We start from the raw sequence: 19,450 nt of genomic DNA on the forward strand, positions 1-19,450 counted from the left end.
AGCATGCTCGCGATGGACGTCAACGATAACGCGTGCTGCCTGGATAAACGCGGCGCCTTCGAGTCCATCTCGAGCGAGTTCGCGCTCCTGCAAATTCTTTCCCCACACAAAACGCAAAAAAAAACCGAATTCCTGCGCCCGGCTATAGTCATTTAGCTAGGCCCTGTAAACGAGCTTATAACCACCTCGGACGGCAGCCCGATCTACCGGCAGCACCGAGCCCTCATGCGCAAGGAGATTCCCATGAAGCACTCTGCAATAGCTGGATTGTTCATTTCTGCTGCACTGTTGGCCTCGCCGGTGTTTGCGGCGGATAAAGATCTTTGTGACGCGCAGGTTCAAAAGCTGGACGACGCAATCACCACCGCACCCGCCGTATCCGAGAACTCCATGGATAACGCGAAAACCGCGCTGGCTGATGCGAAAAAGGCCCAGGCAGCCGGTAACGACAAGGACTGCATCGAAATCTCCGGTCAGATGCTGGAGAAAATTCAGCAGCGCAGCCCTACCAAAAAGTGAACACAGGTAAGGCCAACCTTCGGGTTGGCCTTCCGCGCCTCATTGGCGTACACTGTACTGGCTTGTTGCTCAACGAGATTTTCGGGCAATGAGTTCGGGGCCGTTTAGGATTCGACGCCGGTTGCGAAACTTTAGGTGCATGCCGAGTTGGTAACAGAACTCGTAAATCCACTGTTGCAACTACTTATAGTTGCCAATGACGAAAACTACGGCCAGGAATTCGCTCTCGCTGCGTAAGCAGCCTTAGCCCTGAGCTTCTGGTACCTTCGGGTCCAGCAATCACCAGGGGATGTCTGTAAACCCAAAGTGATTGTCATATAGAACAGAATCGCCGTGCAGTACGTTGTGGACGAAGCGGCTAAAACTTACACAACTCGCCCAAAGCACCCTGCCCGTCGGGTCGCTGAGGGTTAACTTAATAGACACGGCTACGCATGTAGTACCGACAGCGGAGTACTGGCGGACGGGGGTTCAAATCCCCCCGGCTCCACCAAATGATCAAAAAAAGACGTCCACGGACGTCTTTTTTGTGCCTGCGATCCAGTAAATACGCGGCCTCCAGCGCTTTTGCGGTCCTCTAAGATTTTTTGAGTTCCAGCCATTCGGGTATTCCAAACGGTATTCCAGCTCATCCGGTGCTAATCTTTGGAATACCGAATCAGTGCCTGAGGACAATCTCATGCCTGCCCAAAACCTCCGCCTCTCCGATCGACAACTCAAGGGAGTCAAACCCGCGTCCAAGGATTACGTCCTCACTGACGGTGACGGTTTGCAGCTCCGCGTACGCAGCAACGGCTCGTTGCTGTGGAATTTCAACTACCGCGAACCGCTCACCAAAAAGCGCATCAACATCGGCTTCGGGACCTACCCCGAACTGTCACTGGCGAACGCACGAAAGAAGGCAGTCGAGGCGCGCGAGCTGCTCGCCCAGGGCATCGATCCGAAGGTGCAGCGCAATACGCTGAATGAAGCCAAGCGCGCAGAAACGGAACACACCTTCGAGAACGTAGCCACCGCCTGGTTCGAGCTCAAAAAAGACTCGGTCACCCCGGCCTACGCCGAGGACATTTGGCGATCGCTCACGCTGCACGTGCTCCCCGATTTGAAGACGACACCACTCGCGAAAATTACCGCGCCGATGGTGATCGAGCTGCTTCGTCCAATCGAAGCGAAAGGCAGCCTGGAGACAGTCAAGCGTCTTAGCCAGCGGCTAAACGAGATCATGACCTACGGTGTGAACTCCGGCCTGATCTTCGCCAACCCTCTCAGCGGTATCAGGGCAGTATTCAAGAAGCCCAAGAAAGAGAACATGGCCGCGCTTCCACCCGAGGAGCTCCCCGAACTTATGCTGGAGATCGCTAACGCCAGCATCAAACGCACGACCCGCTGCCTGATCGAATGGCAGTTGCACACCATGACTCGCCCTGCCGAGGCGGCGACCACTCGTTGGACAGACATCGACTTTGAGAGGCGTGTGTGGACCATCCCTCCGGAGCGGATGAAGAAGCGCCGCCCACACAGCATCCCGTTGAGTGATCACGCTGTTGCACTGTTGGAGTCACTGAAGACTCACAGCGGCCATCGCGAATACGTCTTCCCGGCAGACAGAAATCCGCGCACCCACGCCAATAGCCAGACCGCCAACATGGCGTTGAAACGCATGGGCTTCCAGGATCGGCTGGTCAGCCACGGCATGCGCTCGATGGCCAGCACCATCTTGAATGAACATGGGTGGGACCCGGAGCTCATTGAGGTCGCACTGGCGCACGTCGACAAGGATGAGGTGCGTAGCGCCTACAACCGAGCCGACTACATCGAGCGCCGGCGTCCGATGATGGCCTGGTGGAGTGAATACATCCAAAAAGCGGCCACCGGTAGCCTGCTCGCTTCGGCATACGGTCAAGCCAGAGACAGGAATGTGGTACCAATCCGCTGATTGCCGCTACAAGAGCAGTGACAACGGCGCTGACTTGGACTGCGTCGCTACTCGGCGAGATTGGTTAACAGCAGTTCCTGATTACCTTTGTGTAGAGTCAGCTAGAGCCCCATGGATTGAATCATCTCACTCTCGCTAACCGCTTCAGGCGTCACGACCGCATCCTTTAGCATCAGCTTGCCTCGAAGTAGGCGATCCAAATGAACATCGAACGAATCAAATTGCGGGTGTAGTACAGCAGGAAGATGAATGTGCACGTCTTTCTTCTGACCAATTCGATAGACTCGGTCAGATGCCTGCGCTTCCTTTGCAGGGTTCCAGTGGCGCTCCAAGTGCACAACGTGGTTGGCACCAACCACTGTCAATCCAACCCCTGCAGCTACTGGTGACATGATCATCACGTTGAAACCAGGCTTCGATTCGAAAACAGTGATCAGTTTCTTGCGAGTCAACTCGTCAGATTTCTTTGCAACTGCTGCCGTGTCACCATTGATAACAGCCACATCCAGTCCATAGATCTGGTCCAACCAAAGCTTCAGGATTCTCTGAAGCCGCTTGGTGACCATGAACAAAATGACCTTCTCTTCGTTCTGCCGGATACGATCAAGTAACTCCAGCAGCACTGCCAACTTCCCCGACTGCGCCATGTTTGCGCGCGCCTCGCTGGCATTGCTGGCCATCAGTTTTGTTTCTTCGCGAAGACACGGATGGAGCGAGATCTCACGCAACTGGGCCAATGCCGCCAGTGCAGTACCTCGCATGTCCTCGGTCGCACGTCGAGCACGAAAATCATTTAGTACTGCATCGTACGCCTGTAGCTGGGCACCCTTCATACAAACGGAAAGATGTGCCGCATGTAGCTGCTGGCCGCCCTTCGGCTGCTCCACACCGCTATGGATGGTCTTGCTGGGAAGCCCCTTCAGTTGATCTTCCTTGATGCGACGGAGCATAAACCTGCCGACGGCCTCGCGTAGCCCCGCGCCGAACTTCCGCCTTATCTCATCCTTTTCATCCTCTGCTGCGGACAGGATTGGTTTGATCCAGCTATCGCGGAACTGGCCCCATCCTCCGAGAATGCCTGGCTGCGCGGTGTCCATCAGGCACCAGAAATCCCCCAGGCTGTTCTCGACCGGTGTGCCAGTTGCCAGCAGCTTGAAATCCGCCTTCAGTCCTTTTGCCGCTCGCGTCTGCGCAGCATTGGGATTCTTGATGTTCTGCGCTTCGTCGAAGATCACCAAGCCCCAGTCAATCCTGCACAGTGAAAACTGGTAATCCCTGAGTGTCTGATAAGTGGTCAGTACAAGGCGGCGATCCATGTCCAGGCGATGTACCCCAGCCTCCGGGCCGATGGAAAGAGCGTAACGAATGGCATCGTCAGCCATCACTCCATCCTCATCAATCAGAGAAGCCAGCTGTGCCGACTCCCGCTCAGCCCCCTTGACCTTGAAGCGACTCAGATCCCTTCCCGACTGTAGTACCACGATGTCCCGGAAAGGGATGCCCTTGAAAGTCTGATTGACCTCATCCTCCCAATTCTCCAGGAGGCTTAAGGGTGCCACGACCAGAACTGGCTTCTGCGCACGTTCCGTAACTTTCTGACGGGCAAGGTATTCACCCACCGTCACCAATGACATGTAAGTTTTGCCAAGGCCCATGTCGTCGGCCAGCAGTCCACCCTGAAGCCGGTATAGATCACCATGATCATCCTGAACTGCCGACTCCAGCAGCCCAAGCATCCATTCGACACCCTCCCGCTGGTGCGGGAACGGCTGGCGAGCATAGGCTCCCCAATTAGGCTCATGCGCTGGTTTGGCCTCACTTGCCTTACACAGCAAAGCACTGTTGATCTCGTCGGCATCGTGCAGCAGTACGCTGACTCGCTCCTTCGGACCCACCGATGGCTCCTCATCAGAAGGCAAGTCGGTTTCCGGGTCTACCAAGGACCTCTCGACTTTCTTCAGCTGCTCATCGATTCGAACATGGTCGGAGATATCAATGACTTCTCCGGCGAAAATCATGCTGTCTGCGCCCTGCTCCTTGGCAGCCTTGTAGACTTCGGTGAAGCGTACCAAGTCCTCTTCGGATTGCACCAGGGTCGGAATGATCTCTGCGGGCGCCGGCCGTGAGTCAAGCGCGAACCAGTCATTCTTCCGATTGTCCAGGTCACCAAACTCCATGTGCTGGAGCTTGCCGATTCCGGTGACACGAATTGAGAAACCAAGATCGAGATTGACCAGGGCCGCATCCAGGAAAGCACTGGGAGTAGCGATGAACTCGGCCACTTTGTCAGCAGGAATACGCTTGTTACTCAGCACCTCCTTGATCGCCGCCATTTTCTGCGGCTCGAGAAGCACCACGCGATTGTCGATTCGCAAAACGCCGCCATCGGCCCCTATATCCAATTGCGACCAGCGTTTCTCTAATTGGTCCGGCGTAGAGCCATCTCCCAAGCTGGGGCTGAGCATTAGGCTGCCATCGGGCAATCGAGTTGCAATGACACCGATATTTTCAGGCACCACCACATCCAGCCTGTCGAAATGGCTGAGGTCGATACGCATACCACTACGAGCCGCAGTCTGCAGCTCGGCCATCATACGCAGATTGGCTGCCTCCCCTCGTTGCTCGGGTAGCAAATTCTGGTGGCGTTCCCAAGCCATCAAACCCATCAACTCGGCCGGGGTCAGTCGATAGGACTCTGTTGAAGTGAGAAAAAGCAGTGGCCCCTTGCGAGTGAAAGGTACTTCAACGGACTCGGATAGAACCGCCAGATCAATGCGGAAACCGCTATTCCCCGTTCTACCACCGATCTTACTGGCGAAGGTCATGTTGAAGCGTCGCGGCAGCCGAAGAATTTCCGCCTGCTCTTCATCCGTGCCTGCAACGTCCTCGGCAGCAAGATGGAATCCATTGGCCAGGGGCTCAGCTATGCCCTGCTCCTGCATCATGCGCAGAACGACCATCTGGACCTTCTGCAAGGAATTACCCTTTCCCTCCAACAACGCTGTATACGCTGTCTTGTCCAGATAGAAATTCACACCATCCGAGTCCGCCGCGTGGGAGAAGCCCTGCTGGTTACTTAGCGTTACCCCCCCTTCCCCCAGCAAGCTTTTGAAGATGTCAGCTAGTCCCATGATCATCTCACTTCCCCGCCGGCTGGCGATCCAATGCCAAAGAAACTTCTTTTTTTACCGACCAGCAGAAGCCGCTGCCTTGCTCGCACGCACTCTTTAAGGGCCCATTGAGCACCCGATTAATTTCACGTGCATCGACCCCCAGCACATTTGCCGCGTGTCGAACCTTGTCCCCCGGGTTCTCTTTGAAATACCAGAGCACCTGTAACTCAAATACTCCAAGTCGCCCTAAGTCAATGGCTACAGGTGACCGAACTACTTTCGCCGCTACCGATGCTAAAGCGGTTTTACGCAGCAATGCATTGCCCTTGTCGGACAATGACCATTGGAAGGCACCATTTTGCTGTACGTACGTTGAAAGGCTTCCGCGGAGGCTGTCCTGAATCTCATAAAAGAGCGCCTCATCTCCCTTTAAAGCCCGGCGGATATCTCCCATCAAACTTCCTGGATGATCGGCCAGATAAGTCAAAATGGACAGCTGATTATCGGTCAGCTCCTTGTCGACGGTACCAGGCACCCCCGAAGCGTGAGCGTCTTCCGTCATTACACGTGGCATAACCACACGCTGCTCCACCACAGACGCAATCGTTGATGGCTTGGTGGCTAGGGCTAAATCAGGCGTTGTGCCTTGTTGCGCCAGGGGCTCAACTCGCGCTTTCTTCCAACCCACAACCGGCATGCCGTACTTGCTCAGATATGCCTTGTACTCAGATCGGCTCAGCAGTTTCTCGATATCCACTGAAATACCGTTTTCCGCCAGGAAGTCGAATACCTTGCGTTGCCAGGAGCCATTGTGGGTTACCGCCTCGTAGGGAAGAGTCGGGTAGGCCGCCTTGTACTGCCCCGGCAACGACGTGGTCAAATCGTAATGCGAAAACTGATTGCGTTCGTAAGACTTGATCCAGTGCCCAGGCTGGCCGAGATACACCCAGATCTTGAAGCTGTGTGACCCCTCGACCAGATGGAAATCGCCGCAGTCCAGATAGATCACAGCCTTGTCGTTCATGATTGAGTCCATGCTCGCGAAGCTGGTTTTTACCTCGCCCCCGAGAATACGCTTTACGGAATGCTTGGCACTGCGACCGAGCATCAGCCTCGTGTGCCGGATCAATCCGAGCCTGAACAAACCCTCCAAAAACAATTTGCGCGCCGGGAACATTCGCTTGAGATCTTCCTTTCCCGATTCCAAGCCATACTGTTCGACTGCCTGCAGGAACAGCCGCAAGTCCTCTTTGGAGAGCCAGCCACAGACCTTGGCAATGCGCTCCTCGCCTAATGGCTTCCACCATTCACGGAAGTTCTGCGCTGAACTGGCAATTCGCGGGTCGCCGGCGAGAGTGAGGAAGAAGTTCTGCCAAGCGTCACCGGGATCGTCCCCCGCTCGGTCGATCATTATCTCCAGGGCGGCATGACCTATTCGTTTGTCGCCCTCATAAGGAGCCTTGCTCACCGAAGGTTTGAGCAACTCATCAAGCACGTCATCCCATTCTCCAGGGTGCAGCTGGCGTAGTACTTCGAGATAGTAGTGCGCGCGACAAATATCGCCATAACGCCCGACATCGAAGCCACTTAGACCAAGGGTTTCAAAGGTCTGGCCCAGCTCCTCCCCCTTACTGCGGACTGACTTCACCAAAATCAGTGGGCCATCAAGCGTCAGTAGCCACTCACCTTCCCGTCTAAGGGTTACGAGTGAATCACTACCGAATGCCTGGCGTGGCGCAGGCATTCGCTTTAGCTGGTCCAACAAATGAAGTTCCAATCGACCACGTAAGCTGCTTTCTGCCTGTTTTTCGCGCTCGTCCAAATGATCGAAATGGCGGAAGTACAGCTGGATCAGCTGGATTAACGTCAGTCGGCTAAGTCGAGGCTTCTGGTGCTCAATCAGCACATCGAGCATTCGCGCATTGAACAGTCGGAAACCTACAACTTCGTCATGCAACCAGAGCCAAGTCAGCGCCCTCGCGCCAAGTCGACGCGTCAGCAACTCTTTAAGTCCGTCGAAACGCCCGCTGCCAGCCATGTCGCGAAATCGAGCGAGCATTCGTTCGAACGCACTACTCCCCCCCACCTTGGCCTTCATCCGATTGGCCTTTTCCACTAGCCGTACCCAACCCTCAATGACTGTAGGCGGCCATTCACCGGGGCGGTTGTCTATCGGCGGCAGCTTCACTGGCCGGAATTCCCAAGCAAGGTCTTGACTGCCTCATAATCAGCACTCTGCGGCCGACGGATAGTGAAGCGGATGTCAATGCGGCGGTTAAGCCGATAATCCTCTTCACCTCGTTGCTGCTTGCTCACGGGTCGAGTCTCTGCATAACCGCTAACTGAAAACAGTGGTTCGCCATCCTGGTTACTCAGCCGGTTCAGGCGCTCAGCCTCAGGTATCTCAGTGCTCCAGAATTGCCAAAGCGAGATTGCGCGAAACGTCGAAAGCCCCCAGTTACCTTTCCCCATGAAGCCAGGAAACGGACGGTTGTCCGTATGGCCTTCGATAAAAATGGTGTCGAGATAGTTGATGCGGTCATCCTGGCTAACCACCTGATTGATGACCTCACCAATCTCCAGTGCCGTTTGTTGATAACGCGGCTGGATCTCGTAAGCGCCAGTATCGAAACCAAGTAATTCGTTGGGAATACGCAACACCGTATGGTTTTCACTAACCTCTACCTTGATGCCCCGCTGTCGCAGCTTTTCGACTGCTTCATCGAGAATCTGTTGCCGAACCGTTTCTGCCTTTTTCAGTTGCTCGACCTGCTGATCGAAGTCCGCGCTTTTCTCCATCAACTGAAGAATCAGAACAACCGAAGCGAGGATAAATAGCACTAGAAGGGCCGACATGATATCTACGAAGGACTTCCAGTACGGATCTTCATCCTCCATTGGAACGTCATTAGATTTACGCCAGCGCATCAGCGGGCCTCCAGCTCATCGACCACGTCGTTAATCACCTTCACTACGGCATGCATCTGGTTGGCAAAGCTCATAGTCTCTTTGTTCCACTGGTCCATGCGCTCATGCACCTGATCACGCACCTCGCTGGAATAATTGCGCAACCATTGTTCTGCTTGCTGCTCTATGCCTTGTACCTGGCTACGCAGCACCTCCCCTAGGGCCGTGAACTCGCCACGCACACCCGCGAGGAATTCCTGCTGATGGCTCCCCATCTCACCAAATCCGTTTCGCGCCTCGGTGGCGGCCTGTTCGAAGCGCTGTGCACTTTCCAGCAGGGCGCCTTGAAGTTGTGCCAACGCAGCGGCCTGGCTCTGTAAGTGGCCAGCCAGCTGAGCGTTCTGCTCACCCGCAGACTCGATACGATGCGTCACGCTCTCCAAGCGCTGGCCGAGCAATTCAGCCGCTTGGCGAACATTGGTCGAAAGCAGGCCGAGCTGGTTGGCACTACTATCCATATGCCGACTGCTGGTAGCGGCAGCTTCACTGGCTTGCTGTAGGCGGCCCATCAGTTGCAGATGTTGTTCAGTCATCTGCCTGCTCTGCTGCTGCGTCGCCTGAACGGCCGTGGCTATACCCTCAAGAAGCGCCTGTTGTTGCAGCGCCATGTTTTCCAACTGCTCGGTAAAACGCTGCTGACGCGATTGTTCGCGATGTTCCGCTTGCTGCCCATGGCCTGCCATCTGCTCACTGAAGTTGCCCAGCAACTTACCGACTGTGACTTCCAATGCCTGCTGCTGAGCAGAAGCGGTCTCAGCTATAGCGTTGATTTGCTGCTGGCTGGTTTGCCCTAGGCTACCAATCAATTGCTGCTGTTGGGCCAGTGAAGCGGCCTGTTGATGCTCGTGACGCTGGGCACGCTCTTGCTCACGTGTTTCTGCAGCGCCCATCTGCGAATCCAGCTGGGAGTTCATCGTCATCATCAATCGCGAGAAAACTGTCTCCAGGCTCCTGTGTTGCTCATTGCCGGCCTCGGTCATGGCCTTCAGCTGCTCACGGCTGGCGCTGGCGGACTTCTCAAGCAACGCGGACTGGCTCGCACTGGCCTCGGCCAGAGTGCGTTCGAACAACAATTGGCGCTCCTCATCCCGTCTTTCGACGGAGCTGAGTTGTATGTCCAGTTGCCCCGTCAACCCGCTCATCAGCTCATTGAAACGCGTCTCCAATTGCTGCTGGCGCTGATCAGCTGAATTGGATAGTTGCTTCAGCTGGTCCTGAAACTCTCCGTTTTGCTGACGGACAACTTCTTGTTGGCGTCCCTGCTGGTCGCTCAAACTCTGGAACAGCTGGTTGAGTTGCTGCGTCATGCTACCCACGGCGGTGTTCACATCCGCAGCAGCCTGCTGCATCAGATTGCCCTGCTCACGCCCAGCCGAGGTCAGTCCTTGTGTGAAGTTGCTTACCAACTGTTCAAGCACTTGGGTGGATTGCTGACTGGTAGTGCTGACGAGCGTCTGAATGGCAGGTGCCATTATGTTGTTCAACGCATCGGTGAGTGCCGTCTGCATCGCCTCACTCATACCTACAAGGCTTTCCTGCAGGCGATCACCGATACGTTCGTGCAATTCCTGAAGGGCTTCCTTGCTTTCGCGACTGTAATCCGCGATATGTACCAGCGACTGCTCGGCAGGAATCAGTGGATACAGCGCGTCGATCTGGTGCTGAAGATCATGTATCCGACCTAACGCCCAGCGCTCGGTAATCTTCTCGATCAAGTTCAGCACTAGGCTAAACCCAACGCCCCATACCGATGCCATGAAAGCAACAGCTGCGCCCTGGATCATCACGGAGATTCCTGCCCGTAACTGATCTACTCCTCCGCTGCTGTCTAACTTCAGCTTAGACAGGCCGATGGTCAGGCCCACAAACGTGGCCAGCACGCCCAAACCGACCAATAAACCAGGCAGCGAACCGAAAAACCGACTTCCGCTCAGGCCCGGAGCCAGAGTGCGCGCATTGAAGAAATGCTCAGCATCGAGAGTGTTGAACAACTGTTTGTGATCACTAGAGCTAACCAGGCTGTCGTCAAACTCGTGCCACAGTACACCGACTCGCTTGACCTTGAGCCCAAGCGCTTTCTGCAAGGTCTCTCGACGATTCAGGGCCAGGTTTTCACGACTCTGTCCAGCGACAAGGGTGTTCAGCGCACGCATGCGCGCCCTAAAGCTCAGCCCGCTGCGAATCAAAGAGATGACCGAATAGGTGAAAAGTGCCGCCATGATCAACCAGAACACGACACCTAGGGCCTCGGTACTACCGCTCTTCAGCAAGGAAAAGTTGGGCAACAGGTGATTCAAGAATTCCATGATATCGGTCCAGAGGATCAGCGTAAGCAGTAAGTAAGCAGCCTTTTCCACCAACACATTGGTCAGAGGCTCACACTTCTGACGATGTTTGGTTGAGGCGGGCGCAGGGTTAGTTGCAGAGTGGCGTTAGTTGATCAACCTTGGCGACAACAAGGTGTTATTTAGCAAGGGAGATGTTGAATTGCTCAACGTCGCCTCCCACAAAAAATTCAGATGCGACTTACCGCGCACGACGATAGCGCCCTTGATCAAGCCGTTTTTCTCTCGCACCGGCTTGCGCAGGCCCCATCTCCTATTGGCGATAGCCGGTGAGGTAAATTTGCTGAAGATGTCTCGTACCGAGAGCGACTTCTTGTCCATGCTGAATTCCTAGGGGACGCGGCCGAGCCAGCCCATACGAGCGTTCAGGGGCAGCGAGAAGCTGAAAAACGGCTGGGAACGCGCATTCGGTCACGAGTTCATACAGGCCGCTAGTGTGTGACTGCGATCACAATAACCACCAGATTTTCGTGCGTAAAGGTCGACGACCGTTGAAATGGAACTATTTGAGCAGAAGACTGTCCCGACGAATATTGAACCCAATCGTGAATTGCCATTTCCCAGCCATCTCGCCCTTGATGACGACTCCCGAGCGTCACAACCCAATGCATGCCGATCCGTTAGGGTGGCGACAACGGCGACACGGGCGACAGACCGCGTGGCGTCTACATCATTGCCGTCGGAGCAGATGGCGACAGTCGCCAACGCCTCCCTGCTCTTAGCCTCTCCGGCTAAGTCCCTGAGCATGGGGAGGCTTCGCATCCCCATGCTCAGGGGCTAACACTATAAAAGCGACAAACGGCCACTTTGCTAATGACTGCCACCGATCTCCAAAGCAGGCCAGACCATGTGCCTGGCAAATTTCCAGACGCTCTCCCCCGATTGACCCATACCCCTGCGACCGATAAAACAAAGCTTCAAAGCGCTGCCATCGGCAGCACCTAAGATGGCCAGAACCTTCAAGGTCATGCCGCTATCACGGTGGTTCATCCCTAAGTGCGATTCGCGCCCGGAGGCTCGCACAGTCATTCGCCAGAGTGATGGACGCCTACTTAACGATCCGCCTAGTGCGGCAACCCGCTAACCCTCAAGCCCCGCAGCAACGAGCCTGCCCGGCCAACTTTTTGCGCCAACCCTTCGCCCGTCTCTTTCTCCAGAAAAGAGACGGGCGCATCTCACACTGCTGCAGCTCTGCTCGCACGGGCCTTTGCAGCTCTCCCCCTCGTGACAATCGGCGTGACAAACGCCGCTGTCACCAGCAACAGCGCTGCAGATGATGGTGCTGCAGACCAAGGAATGGACTGCACCTGACTGACAGTCAGGCATGCCCCGGTCATCACATCGCTGCTTTTACCCGACTCAGGATCTCGCGGCACTGGTCTCGTCAGCCAGTGCAGCCTCCACCCGCCCACCGGTATCGGTGTTCAGGAGGCCAGATCATGAGATGCCCAAGCTCCCGGCCGTAAGGAGCCGTCAGTCCCGCGCTAGTGGACAAACCTCACAGGTCGCAGGGGCCTTGATCCCTGATAACACTCAACAACCGTGGCGGGATGAGTGAGGACAAAGTTGATCATCTCAGGAGAATAGCGATGCAACTGCGCGAAGCGTTCGAGCCGCCACAACCCTTGCTGGAATACCAGCAGGCACCACTGCCCTACCCGGTTGAAGCACTCGGGAAACTGTTGGCCCCTGCGGTCGAACGACTGGCCGAGGTGATCGGCGTGCCCCGCGCCATGGCTGCACAATCGGTGCTGGCCAGCGCTGCTCTGGTGAGCCAGGGTCATGCCAATGTCCAACTCGACGGCCGAACCTATCCGCTGTCCCTTTACCTGCTGACAGTGGCGTCCTCGGGTGATCGCAAAAGCGCGGTGGATCATCTGGCACTAAAGACGGCGCGCGACTGGGAACGACAGCAGTGGGCCCTGTATGCGGAAAAGCTCAAAGCTTATCGCGCCGCTACCAGCATCATGGCCAAACCCAAAACCTCAAAGAAACAAGCGGAGGCGGAAGGCAGCGAACTATCTGAGCCAGTCCCGCCGAGGCTGATCATCGGCGAACCCACCATTGAGGCCCTGATCAAAAGCTTATGCCATGGCTTGCCCAGCATGGGCTTGTTCAATGATGAAGGTGGCCAATTCTTGGGCAGCAGCACCATGAGCAAAGAGAACTTGCTCAAGGCGATCACCACCTTGTCGACACTGTGGGATGGCAGCCCCATCGACAGGGCGCGCTCCATGGCCGGAGAAAGCCTGCGTGCCTATGATCGCCGTCTCAGCCTGCATTTGATGCTACAGCCTTACTTGGCCAACCAGCTACTCAAAGACCCGGTGATCAATGGTCAAGGCATCTTGGGCCGCTGCCTGATCAGTTGGCCCGAACGTCTGGTCGGCCGGCGCTTGTACAAGGCAGTCGACCTGACGCGAGATACCAAGGTCCAGCGCTACCAAACGCGCATCATCGCCCTGCTGGACAAGCCATTGTCGCTGCACAAAGACGGTTCACTTAACCCCGCCAGGCTGGAACTGACGCCCAGCGCTCGCACTGCCTGGATTGATATTCATGACACCATCGAATGCCAGTCTGGCGAGTTCGGTGAGCTGGCGGGCGTCCAATCCGTCGCAGGAAAAGCGGCGGCGAATGTGCTGCGCATCGCCGGTGTGCTCGCGGTAATTGAAGATGCGAATGTAGTGAGTGAGGCTCATATTCAACGCGCCTCAACACTGATGGATTACTACCTGGCGGAGATCCAACGCCTGACCGAACAAGAGCCAATCAACACTTTACGTGAGGAAGCGGATCGACTGCTGCGCTGGCTGACGCAAAAAGGCTGGACCCAATTCACCATCCGCGATCTCAATCGCAATGGCCCTCGCTTTGCCCGCAAGAGTAGCCATCACACCGCCACACTGCTCGTCGAGCTGATCACGCATAACTGGCTGAACAGTCGCGATGCCAAAACTTTCGAGGTCCGCCATGTTTCGCCTCAATGACGCGGTGCGCTGCTACCAGGCGCAAAATCAATCGCAATCAGAAACACGGCGTGTCGCAGCTTCTGTCACCAGCTTGTCGCCACGCGCTAGCCCAGGAATGACGCAGGTTGTCGCCGGCGTCGCCACAGTCGCCACACCAGCTCTTGCCCCCGCCGACATCGCACTGCTGATCGAGCAACTGCGTGAGGAAGGGGCACTGCTGCAACACCAGGAGAACGCCCTCCTGATCCGCCCGACACACTGGCAGCAGGTGGACAGGCTCAGCCCCCACTGGAAAGCCCTGCTGCTCTTTCTGCAAACATACGAAAACGGTGATGACGATGGCACTGGTCGGTCGGCGTGATGGTCGCAACTTTGGCTATGGCCGCCAGCTGAGCTACGCCGGCCCACAAGCGCTCAAGGATCTGTTTGCCGGTGGCCACTTCGCCACGGTCAGAGCGCATAGCGATCGCTGGCAAGCGTTTGTGCGTTGGTGTCGGTCAGAGGACGGCCCCGGTTTCAACGATGCGCGCCAGATTGATAGGCAGACGCTGGAAGACTACGCCGCTTACCTGCGCCAGCAGATCCAGCAAGGTGAACTCTGCATCGCCACCGCACAGAACCGTCTGAGCAGCGTCAACCGTACACTCGCGGCGCTGCGCGGTGATCTGGACGTAGGGATCGCCAGCCCGAGCCAGGCGTTGGGACAACAGCGCTCGAACGTACGCACCCGTGCGCCGGATGGCCAAGACCACCAACAGGTGCAGCGAGTACTCGAGGCGCTCGGCGAACAGCAATACGAGCGGGTAGCCGCTATTGTTCTGTTGGCCCGAACAACCGGTATGCGCCTGCGCGAAGCGATCCTGGCTAACCTGCCGCGACTGCAACGCGAAGCCGAACATTTGGGCCGTATCAACATCCAGGACGGTACCAAAGGGGGCCGCTCGGGGGCATCAGCACCGCGATGGGTCATAGCCAATGAAGCGGTGAAGGCGGCGCTGCAGTTTGCTCGTCATGCGGCACCGACCGGCAGCCGCAACTTGCTGGCCCGAAACGAAAGCTACGCCGTGTTCCTGCAACATACCGTACTCCCCTCCCGCGTAACGCTGCATAAACAGGAGCTGAAGGGTTTTCATGAACTGCGAGCAGCTTACGCCTGCGAGCGTTACGAACAACTCACCAGCCACGCTGCACCGGTCCATGGTGGCCACTGCTATCGCATTCACCCCGACCTGGATCGACAGGCGCGCCTACAAATCAGCCTTGAGCTCGGGCATAACCGGATCGATGTCGTTTCGACCTACATTGGAGGTCGAGCGTGACCAAACCCTTCGATATGGCGCTGTTCCTGAGCGGCGTACTTACTGGCTCGAAGGTCACGCAGCTTCGTCACCTACGGCAAGCTCGAGTCATGCACGCGGCCATTCAAGAGCGCTGGCAACGTGATAATCCTTGGACTTGGCAACTCAAGCATGTGCGCTGGTTTCTCATCCAGTATCTGAAAGACCATTCCGACGCCACCCGGTATTACTACCTACTCACGGCTTCATTGGTCTGGAAGCGATTAGGGAAGGACCGAGACTTGGTGATCGCCCCTGCCGTGTGTCGCAACACCGCTCATTAGCGGGATGACGTTAGAGAGAGATTGGTATTTCCCTGCCCCCATGCAACCGAGACTGCTCAGTGCCGAGCTTGGATTGAGATACAATCCCCGGCATTTAATACAATCAGGATCGGCATCCGCTCCCTGAGTGCCCACAAGAGATTCCGCAATGCCCCTCACGCTGCAACAACTGGAACGCCATCTGTTCAAGGCTGCCGATATTCTGCGCGGCAAGATGGATGCCTCGGAGTTCAAGGAATACATTTTTGGCATGCTGTTCCTCAAGCGCTGCTCCGACGTTTTCGAAGAGCGCTATGAGCAGGTCGTTGCCAATGAAATAAAGGCCGGAAAGAGCAAAGCCGAGGCCTTTGTCACGGCGGAGAATCCGCGCTGGTACAAGCGCGATGGCAATTTCTGGGTGCCCAGCCATTCGCGCTTCAGGTATTTGCTCAACGAAGCGCACATCAACGTCGGCAATCTACTTAACAAGGCGCTAGGCGGCATCGAGGAAGATAACGTCTCCTTGGAAGGGGTGCTGGAGCACATCGACTTCACCCGCAAGGTCGGCCAGAGCAAGATTCCCGATCAGAAGCTGCGCCAACTCATCACCCACTTCGGTGAAGTGCGCCTGCGTAACAGCGATTTCGAATTCCCCGACCTGCTGGGTGCCGCCTACGAGTACCTGATCGCCGAATTCGCTGACTCCGCCGGCAAGAAAGGCGGCGAGTTCTATACGCCGCGCTCGGTTGTACGGCTGATGGTTCACCTGCTCAAGCCGACTCTTGCACACGACGTCTACGACCCCTGCTGCGGCTCGGGCGGCATGTTGATTGCGGCCAAGGAATATATCGACGAGCACGGCGAGGATGGCCGCAAGGCCAACCTGTTCGGCCAGGAGTTCAACGGTACCGTCTGGTCCATCGCGCAGATGAACATGCTGCTGCACGGCATCAGCAGCGCCTGGCTGGAGAACGAAGATACCCTGGCCGACCCCCGGCATATCGAGGGCGGCGAACTGCGCCGCTTCGACCGTATCCTCACCAACCCGCCGTTCTCCATCAACTGGGGCCACACCGAGAAAAGTCCGGATGGCAGTCTGGCCTGGAACCCAACATTCCGCGAGCAGCGCTTCTGCTTCGGCGAGGTGCCGCTGGGCTCGAAAAAGGCCGACCTGATGTTCCTCCAGCACATGCTCGCGGTGACCCGCGACGAGGGCATGATCGCTACCGTACTCCCCCATGGCGTGCTATTCCGGGGCGGTGAGGAGCGCAGCATCCGCGCCGGCATTATCGAGAACGACCTACTCGAAGCCGTGATCGGCCTGCCGGCCAACCTGTTCTATGGCACCGGCATTCCCGCCTGCATCCTCATCCTGCGCCAACAAAAGCAGGAAGGCGCTAACCGTGTCAGTGCCAAGCCTGCCGAGCGCCAGGGCAAGGTGCTGTTCATTAACGCCGACCGCGAATACTTCGAGGACCGTGCGCAGAACTACCTGCTGCCCGAGCACATCGAGAAGATCACCACCGCCTTCGACGAATTCCGCCGGATTGATCGCCTCAGCGATGTAGTGGATATCGCCACCCTGCGCGACAACGGTTACAACCTGAATATCCGCCGCTACGTGGATAACGCGCCGCCTCCCGAGCCGCATGATGTGCGTGCGCACCTGTTTGGCGGTGTACCCGAGGCCGAAATCGAGGCGAAAGTGCCGATGTTCGCCGCGCACGGCCTCGTCCCCCACGACCTGTTCGTGGCGCGCGATGCGCAATATTTCGACTTTCGCGGCGAGCTAACCCACCGTGCCGATCTCAAGTCGGCCATCGAAGGCAATGCCGGCCTGCAAGCCAAGGAAGCCGCCCTGCGTAAGGCTTTCGAGAGCTGGTGGCACGAACACAGCCCGCGTATCACCGCCCTGGCCGGGAAGCTCGATAACAGCCTCGCGCTGGTCCATCTGCGCGGAGAACTGCTGGCCAGCTTTAGCCAGACGCTGGAACGTATCGGACTGCTCGACCCCTTCCAGGTAAGGGGCATCGTCGCCGGCTTCTGGTACCAGACCAAATATGACTTTCTCGGTTTGATGGCGCGCGGTAACCGAGGCGTGATCGATGCCTGGCGCACTAGCATCATCACCGCCCTGGATGATAAGGCCAGCAAGCAAAGCCCGTTGGAGCACAAACTGGTGAAATTTCTACTCGGCGATTTCGTAGCCGGGCTGGCCGAGCTGGAAGCCAAAAAGACCGAACTGGACAGCCAGCTCAAAGCTACCATCCCAACCAAGGGGGACGAAGCTGACGAGGCCGACAATGCAGCTGATGCCGATGATGAGGAAAATCCCATCGATGAAGCACAGCTCAAAAGCTGGAAGGCCGAGCTAACCAAGGTAAAGAAGCAGCTCAAAACCCAGCAGGAAAACTTCGCCAGCCACCTGAATCAGGCCGTCGACGGGCTGGATGAGTCACAAGCCGCCGAGCTACTGCTGACAATTCTGCATAACGACATGCAGGCCATCGTCGAGCGCTATATCGCCGCCCAGCGCAAACAAATAGTCACCGCCTTCGAAAACTGGTGGGACAAGTACCGGGTAACGCTAAACGAGATCGAACAGAGGCGCGATGCGGCAGCGGTGGCGTTGCAGGGCTTCTTAAAGGGGTTGGGATATGTCTAACTTCCCCCATTGGCCCGTACGTCGGACGGGGGATGTATTTTTCGTGAAGGGCCGTATCGGATGGCGAAATCTTCGGCGCTCGGACTTCTGCGAGGATGGGCCCCACCTCATTACCGGGATGCATATTGACGGCACTGGACGAGTTGACTGGAACTCTTGCTTTCGCATCCCTAGACGAAAGTTCGATGAGTCTCCGGAGATTCAGGTCAAAGTCGGTGATTTGGTTATCACGAAGGACGGGACAATCGGTAAGGTTGCACGAATCGACTGGCTTCCAGGGGATACGTCACTAAATTCGCATTTGTTTCTTGTGCGACCAATTCAACCTGAAATTTGCTCTGCGCGATTTGCATTCCACATATTTACCTCTGCAGCGTTCCGCGATTTTATTGAAAACCAGAAAAGCGGAAGCACCTTAGCCGGTCTAGGCGAAGCGAAGTTTGTGCAATTTCAATTTCCGCTGCCGACAATTAAGGAGCAGGTGCTGGTTGCAGATGTTCTCGACACTATCGACACTGCCATCCGCGAAACCGAGGCGTTGATCGACAAGCTCAAGGCGGTCAAGCAGGGCCTGCTGCACGACCTGCTGACCCGAGGCATCGACTCCAATGGCCAACTGCGCCCACCACAGAGCGAAGCGCCCCAGCTCTACAAGGAGTCGTCGTTGGGTTGGATTTCGCGGGAGTGGGAGGTGGTCCCGCTGGGCCGTTGTGCAGATATCGCAAGCGGTGTAACCCTTGGTCGCACTTTAAACAACCCTGTCGCGATTGAGCTGCCGTACCTGCGAGTGGCTAATGTTCAAGATGGCTACCTTGATCTGGGAGAAATCAAGACTGTTCCGATACTGCCCTCAGAGCTGAACCGCTTTGCACTGAAAGTAGGGGATGTACTGATGAACGAGGGTGGAGACTTCGACAAGCTTGGTCGTGGGGCCGTCTGGGAGGGTCAGATAGACCCCTGCCTACACCAGAATCATGTTTTCCGCGTGCGCTGTGATGACTCAAAGCTGTTGCCAGCATTCTTGGCAGCCTACTCCAGCTCTGTGCGTGGAAAGACTTACTTTGTCCAAGCATCGAAACAGACAACAAATCTAGCCTCAATCAATTCGACGCAGCTGAAAGCATTTGGGATTTCTTGCCCATCAGTCGCTGAACAGCTGTTTATTACCCAACGCCTGTCGACATTCGATAAGAAAATAGCAGTCGAGCAGGAGGCACTGGAAAAGTTGCGCCAGCAGAAGATCGGCCTGATGGGCGACTTACTTACCGGCCGCGTCCGCGTCACCCCGCTACTGGAATCTATGCAACAAGCTGCTGCACATACGGAAGTCTGA

Annotated in this window: 14 protein-coding genes and 1 other RNA gene; 10 read left to right on the forward strand and 5 right to left on the reverse strand. The window is 56.4% G+C overall.

What is annotated here, in order from left to right:
- Positions 1 to 3 precede the first annotated feature (3 nt).
- The 4 genes from AC1Q8Q_RS02750 to AC1Q8Q_RS02765 all read left to right on the forward strand — a co-directional run bounded on the left by AC1Q8Q_RS02750 (position 4) and on the right by AC1Q8Q_RS02765 (position 2,455).
- On the forward strand, positions 4 to 156 hold the full coding sequence (locus AC1Q8Q_RS02750; protein WP_177326135.1) for a hypothetical protein: 153 nt from the start codon (positions 4 to 6) through the stop codon (positions 154 to 156).
- An 87-nt stretch (positions 157 to 243) separates the two neighbouring features.
- Positions 244 to 519 carry a PA2433 domain-containing protein gene (locus AC1Q8Q_RS02755; protein ID WP_020796510.1) on the forward strand — a complete coding sequence of 92 codons (276 nt, stop codon included), beginning with the start codon at positions 244 to 246 and terminating at the stop codon, positions 517 to 519.
- Between the two features lie 96 nt (positions 520 to 615).
- Positions 616 to 1,012: a transfer-messenger RNA gene (ssrA, locus tag AC1Q8Q_RS02760) on the forward strand.
- A gap of 186 nt (positions 1,013 to 1,198) precedes the next feature.
- On the forward strand, positions 1,199 to 2,455 hold the full coding sequence (locus tag AC1Q8Q_RS02765; protein WP_492614787.1) for an integrase domain-containing protein: 1,257 nt from the start codon (positions 1,199 to 1,201) through the stop codon (positions 2,453 to 2,455).
- Positions 2,456 to 2,556: 101 nt separating this feature from the next.
- Here the strand turns inward: AC1Q8Q_RS02765 and AC1Q8Q_RS02770 are convergent, their stop codons facing one another.
- The 5 genes from AC1Q8Q_RS02770 to AC1Q8Q_RS02790 all read right to left on the reverse strand — a co-directional run bounded on the left by AC1Q8Q_RS02770 (position 2,557) and on the right by AC1Q8Q_RS02790 (position 11,201).
- Positions 2,557 to 5,586: a DEAD/DEAH box helicase gene (locus tag AC1Q8Q_RS02770; protein WP_492614788.1), complete on the reverse strand. Its 3,030-nt coding sequence runs from the start codon at positions 5,584 to 5,586 to the stop codon at positions 2,557 to 2,559.
- A gap of 7 nt (positions 5,587 to 5,593) precedes the next feature.
- Positions 5,594 to 7,684, reverse strand: a complete 2,091-nt coding sequence (locus tag AC1Q8Q_RS02775; RefSeq protein ID WP_492614789.1) for an EH signature domain-containing protein — start codon at positions 7,682 to 7,684, stop codon at positions 5,594 to 5,596.
- 68 nt (positions 7,685 to 7,752) lie between these two features.
- Complete coding sequence (locus AC1Q8Q_RS02780) at positions 7,753 to 8,496, reverse strand: OmpA/MotB family protein (RefSeq protein ID WP_120125144.1); 744 nt, start codon at positions 8,494 to 8,496, stop codon at positions 7,753 to 7,755.
- A complete protein-coding gene (gene zorA / locus AC1Q8Q_RS02785; RefSeq protein ID WP_492614809.1) occupies positions 8,496 to 10,844 on the reverse strand; it encodes an anti-phage ZorAB system protein ZorA in 2,349 nt (782 codons plus the stop codon). The genes AC1Q8Q_RS02780 and zorA overlap by 1 nt, the downstream gene beginning before the upstream one ends.
- A gap of 123 nt (positions 10,845 to 10,967) precedes the next feature.
- The gene (locus tag AC1Q8Q_RS02790) at positions 10,968 to 11,201 is read right to left on the reverse strand and encodes a hypothetical protein (protein WP_492614790.1); all 234 of its coding nucleotides are present in this window, start codon (positions 11,199 to 11,201) and stop codon (positions 10,968 to 10,970) included.
- A gap of 1,268 nt (positions 11,202 to 12,469) precedes the next feature.
- On the opposite strand from AC1Q8Q_RS02790, the gene AC1Q8Q_RS02795 reads away from it, so the two are divergent.
- From AC1Q8Q_RS02795 to AC1Q8Q_RS02820, 6 genes are all read left to right on the forward strand, one after another.
- On the forward strand, positions 12,470 to 13,870 hold the full coding sequence (locus AC1Q8Q_RS02795; protein ID WP_492614791.1) for a YfjI family protein: 1,401 nt from the start codon (positions 12,470 to 12,472) through the stop codon (positions 13,868 to 13,870).
- Positions 13,854 to 14,213 carry a hypothetical protein gene (locus AC1Q8Q_RS02800; protein WP_492614792.1) on the forward strand — a complete coding sequence of 120 codons (360 nt, stop codon included), beginning with the start codon at positions 13,854 to 13,856 and terminating at the stop codon, positions 14,211 to 14,213. The genes AC1Q8Q_RS02795 and AC1Q8Q_RS02800 overlap by 17 nt, the downstream gene beginning before the upstream one ends.
- Complete coding sequence (locus AC1Q8Q_RS02805; protein ID WP_492614810.1) at positions 14,191 to 15,171, forward strand: integrase domain-containing protein; 981 nt, start codon at positions 14,191 to 14,193, stop codon at positions 15,169 to 15,171. The genes AC1Q8Q_RS02800 and AC1Q8Q_RS02805 overlap by 23 nt, the downstream gene beginning before the upstream one ends.
- On the forward strand, positions 15,168 to 15,473 hold the full coding sequence (locus tag AC1Q8Q_RS02810; protein ID WP_492614793.1) for a hypothetical protein: 306 nt from the start codon (positions 15,168 to 15,170) through the stop codon (positions 15,471 to 15,473). Before AC1Q8Q_RS02805 ends, AC1Q8Q_RS02810 begins: the two co-directional genes overlap by 4 nt.
- Positions 15,474 to 15,621: 148 nt before the next feature.
- A complete protein-coding gene (locus tag AC1Q8Q_RS02815; protein WP_492614794.1) occupies positions 15,622 to 18,117 on the forward strand; it encodes a type I restriction-modification system subunit M in 2,496 nt (831 codons plus the stop codon).
- A complete protein-coding gene (locus AC1Q8Q_RS02820; protein WP_492614795.1) occupies positions 18,110 to 19,450 on the forward strand; it encodes a restriction endonuclease subunit S in 1,341 nt (446 codons plus the stop codon). Before AC1Q8Q_RS02815 ends, AC1Q8Q_RS02820 begins: the two co-directional genes overlap by 8 nt.

This window comes from Pseudomonas sp. GW823-FHT06B06 (assembly GCF_058795195.1).

What these genes read in the sequence shown, in the direction of transcription:
- AC1Q8Q_RS02800 (WP_492614792.1), top strand. Translation starts at nt 13,854, where the DNA reads ATGTTTCGCCTCAATGACGCGGTGCGCTGCTACCAGGCGCAAAATCAA.
- AC1Q8Q_RS02770 (WP_492614788.1), bottom strand. Translation starts at nt 5,586, where the DNA reads ATGGGACTAGCTGACATCTTCAAAAGCTTGCTGGGGGAAGGGGGGGTA.
- AC1Q8Q_RS02815 (WP_492614794.1), top strand. Translation starts at nt 15,622, where the DNA reads ATGCCCCTCACGCTGCAACAACTGGAACGCCATCTGTTCAAGGCTGCC.
- AC1Q8Q_RS02795 (WP_492614791.1), top strand. Translation starts at nt 12,470, where the DNA reads ATGCAACTGCGCGAAGCGTTCGAGCCGCCACAACCCTTGCTGGAATAC.
- AC1Q8Q_RS02750 (WP_177326135.1), top strand. Translation starts at nt 4, where the DNA reads ATGCTCGCGATGGACGTCAACGATAACGCGTGCTGCCTGGATAAACGC.
- AC1Q8Q_RS02755 (WP_020796510.1), top strand. Translation starts at nt 244, where the DNA reads ATGAAGCACTCTGCAATAGCTGGATTGTTCATTTCTGCTGCACTGTTG.
- AC1Q8Q_RS02780 (WP_120125144.1), bottom strand. Translation starts at nt 8,496, where the DNA reads ATGCGCTGGCGTAAATCTAATGACGTTCCAATGGAGGATGAAGATCCG.
- AC1Q8Q_RS02765 (WP_492614787.1), top strand. Translation starts at nt 1,199, where the DNA reads ATGCCTGCCCAAAACCTCCGCCTCTCCGATCGACAACTCAAGGGAGTC.
- AC1Q8Q_RS02805 (WP_492614810.1), top strand. Translation starts at nt 14,191, where the DNA reads ATGGCACTGGTCGGTCGGCGTGATGGTCGCAACTTTGGCTATGGCCGC.
- AC1Q8Q_RS02790 (WP_492614790.1), bottom strand. Translation starts at nt 11,201, where the DNA reads ATGGACAAGAAGTCGCTCTCGGTACGAGACATCTTCAGCAAATTTACC.
- AC1Q8Q_RS02820 (WP_492614795.1), top strand. Translation starts at nt 18,110, where the DNA reads ATGTCTAACTTCCCCCATTGGCCCGTACGTCGGACGGGGGATGTATTT.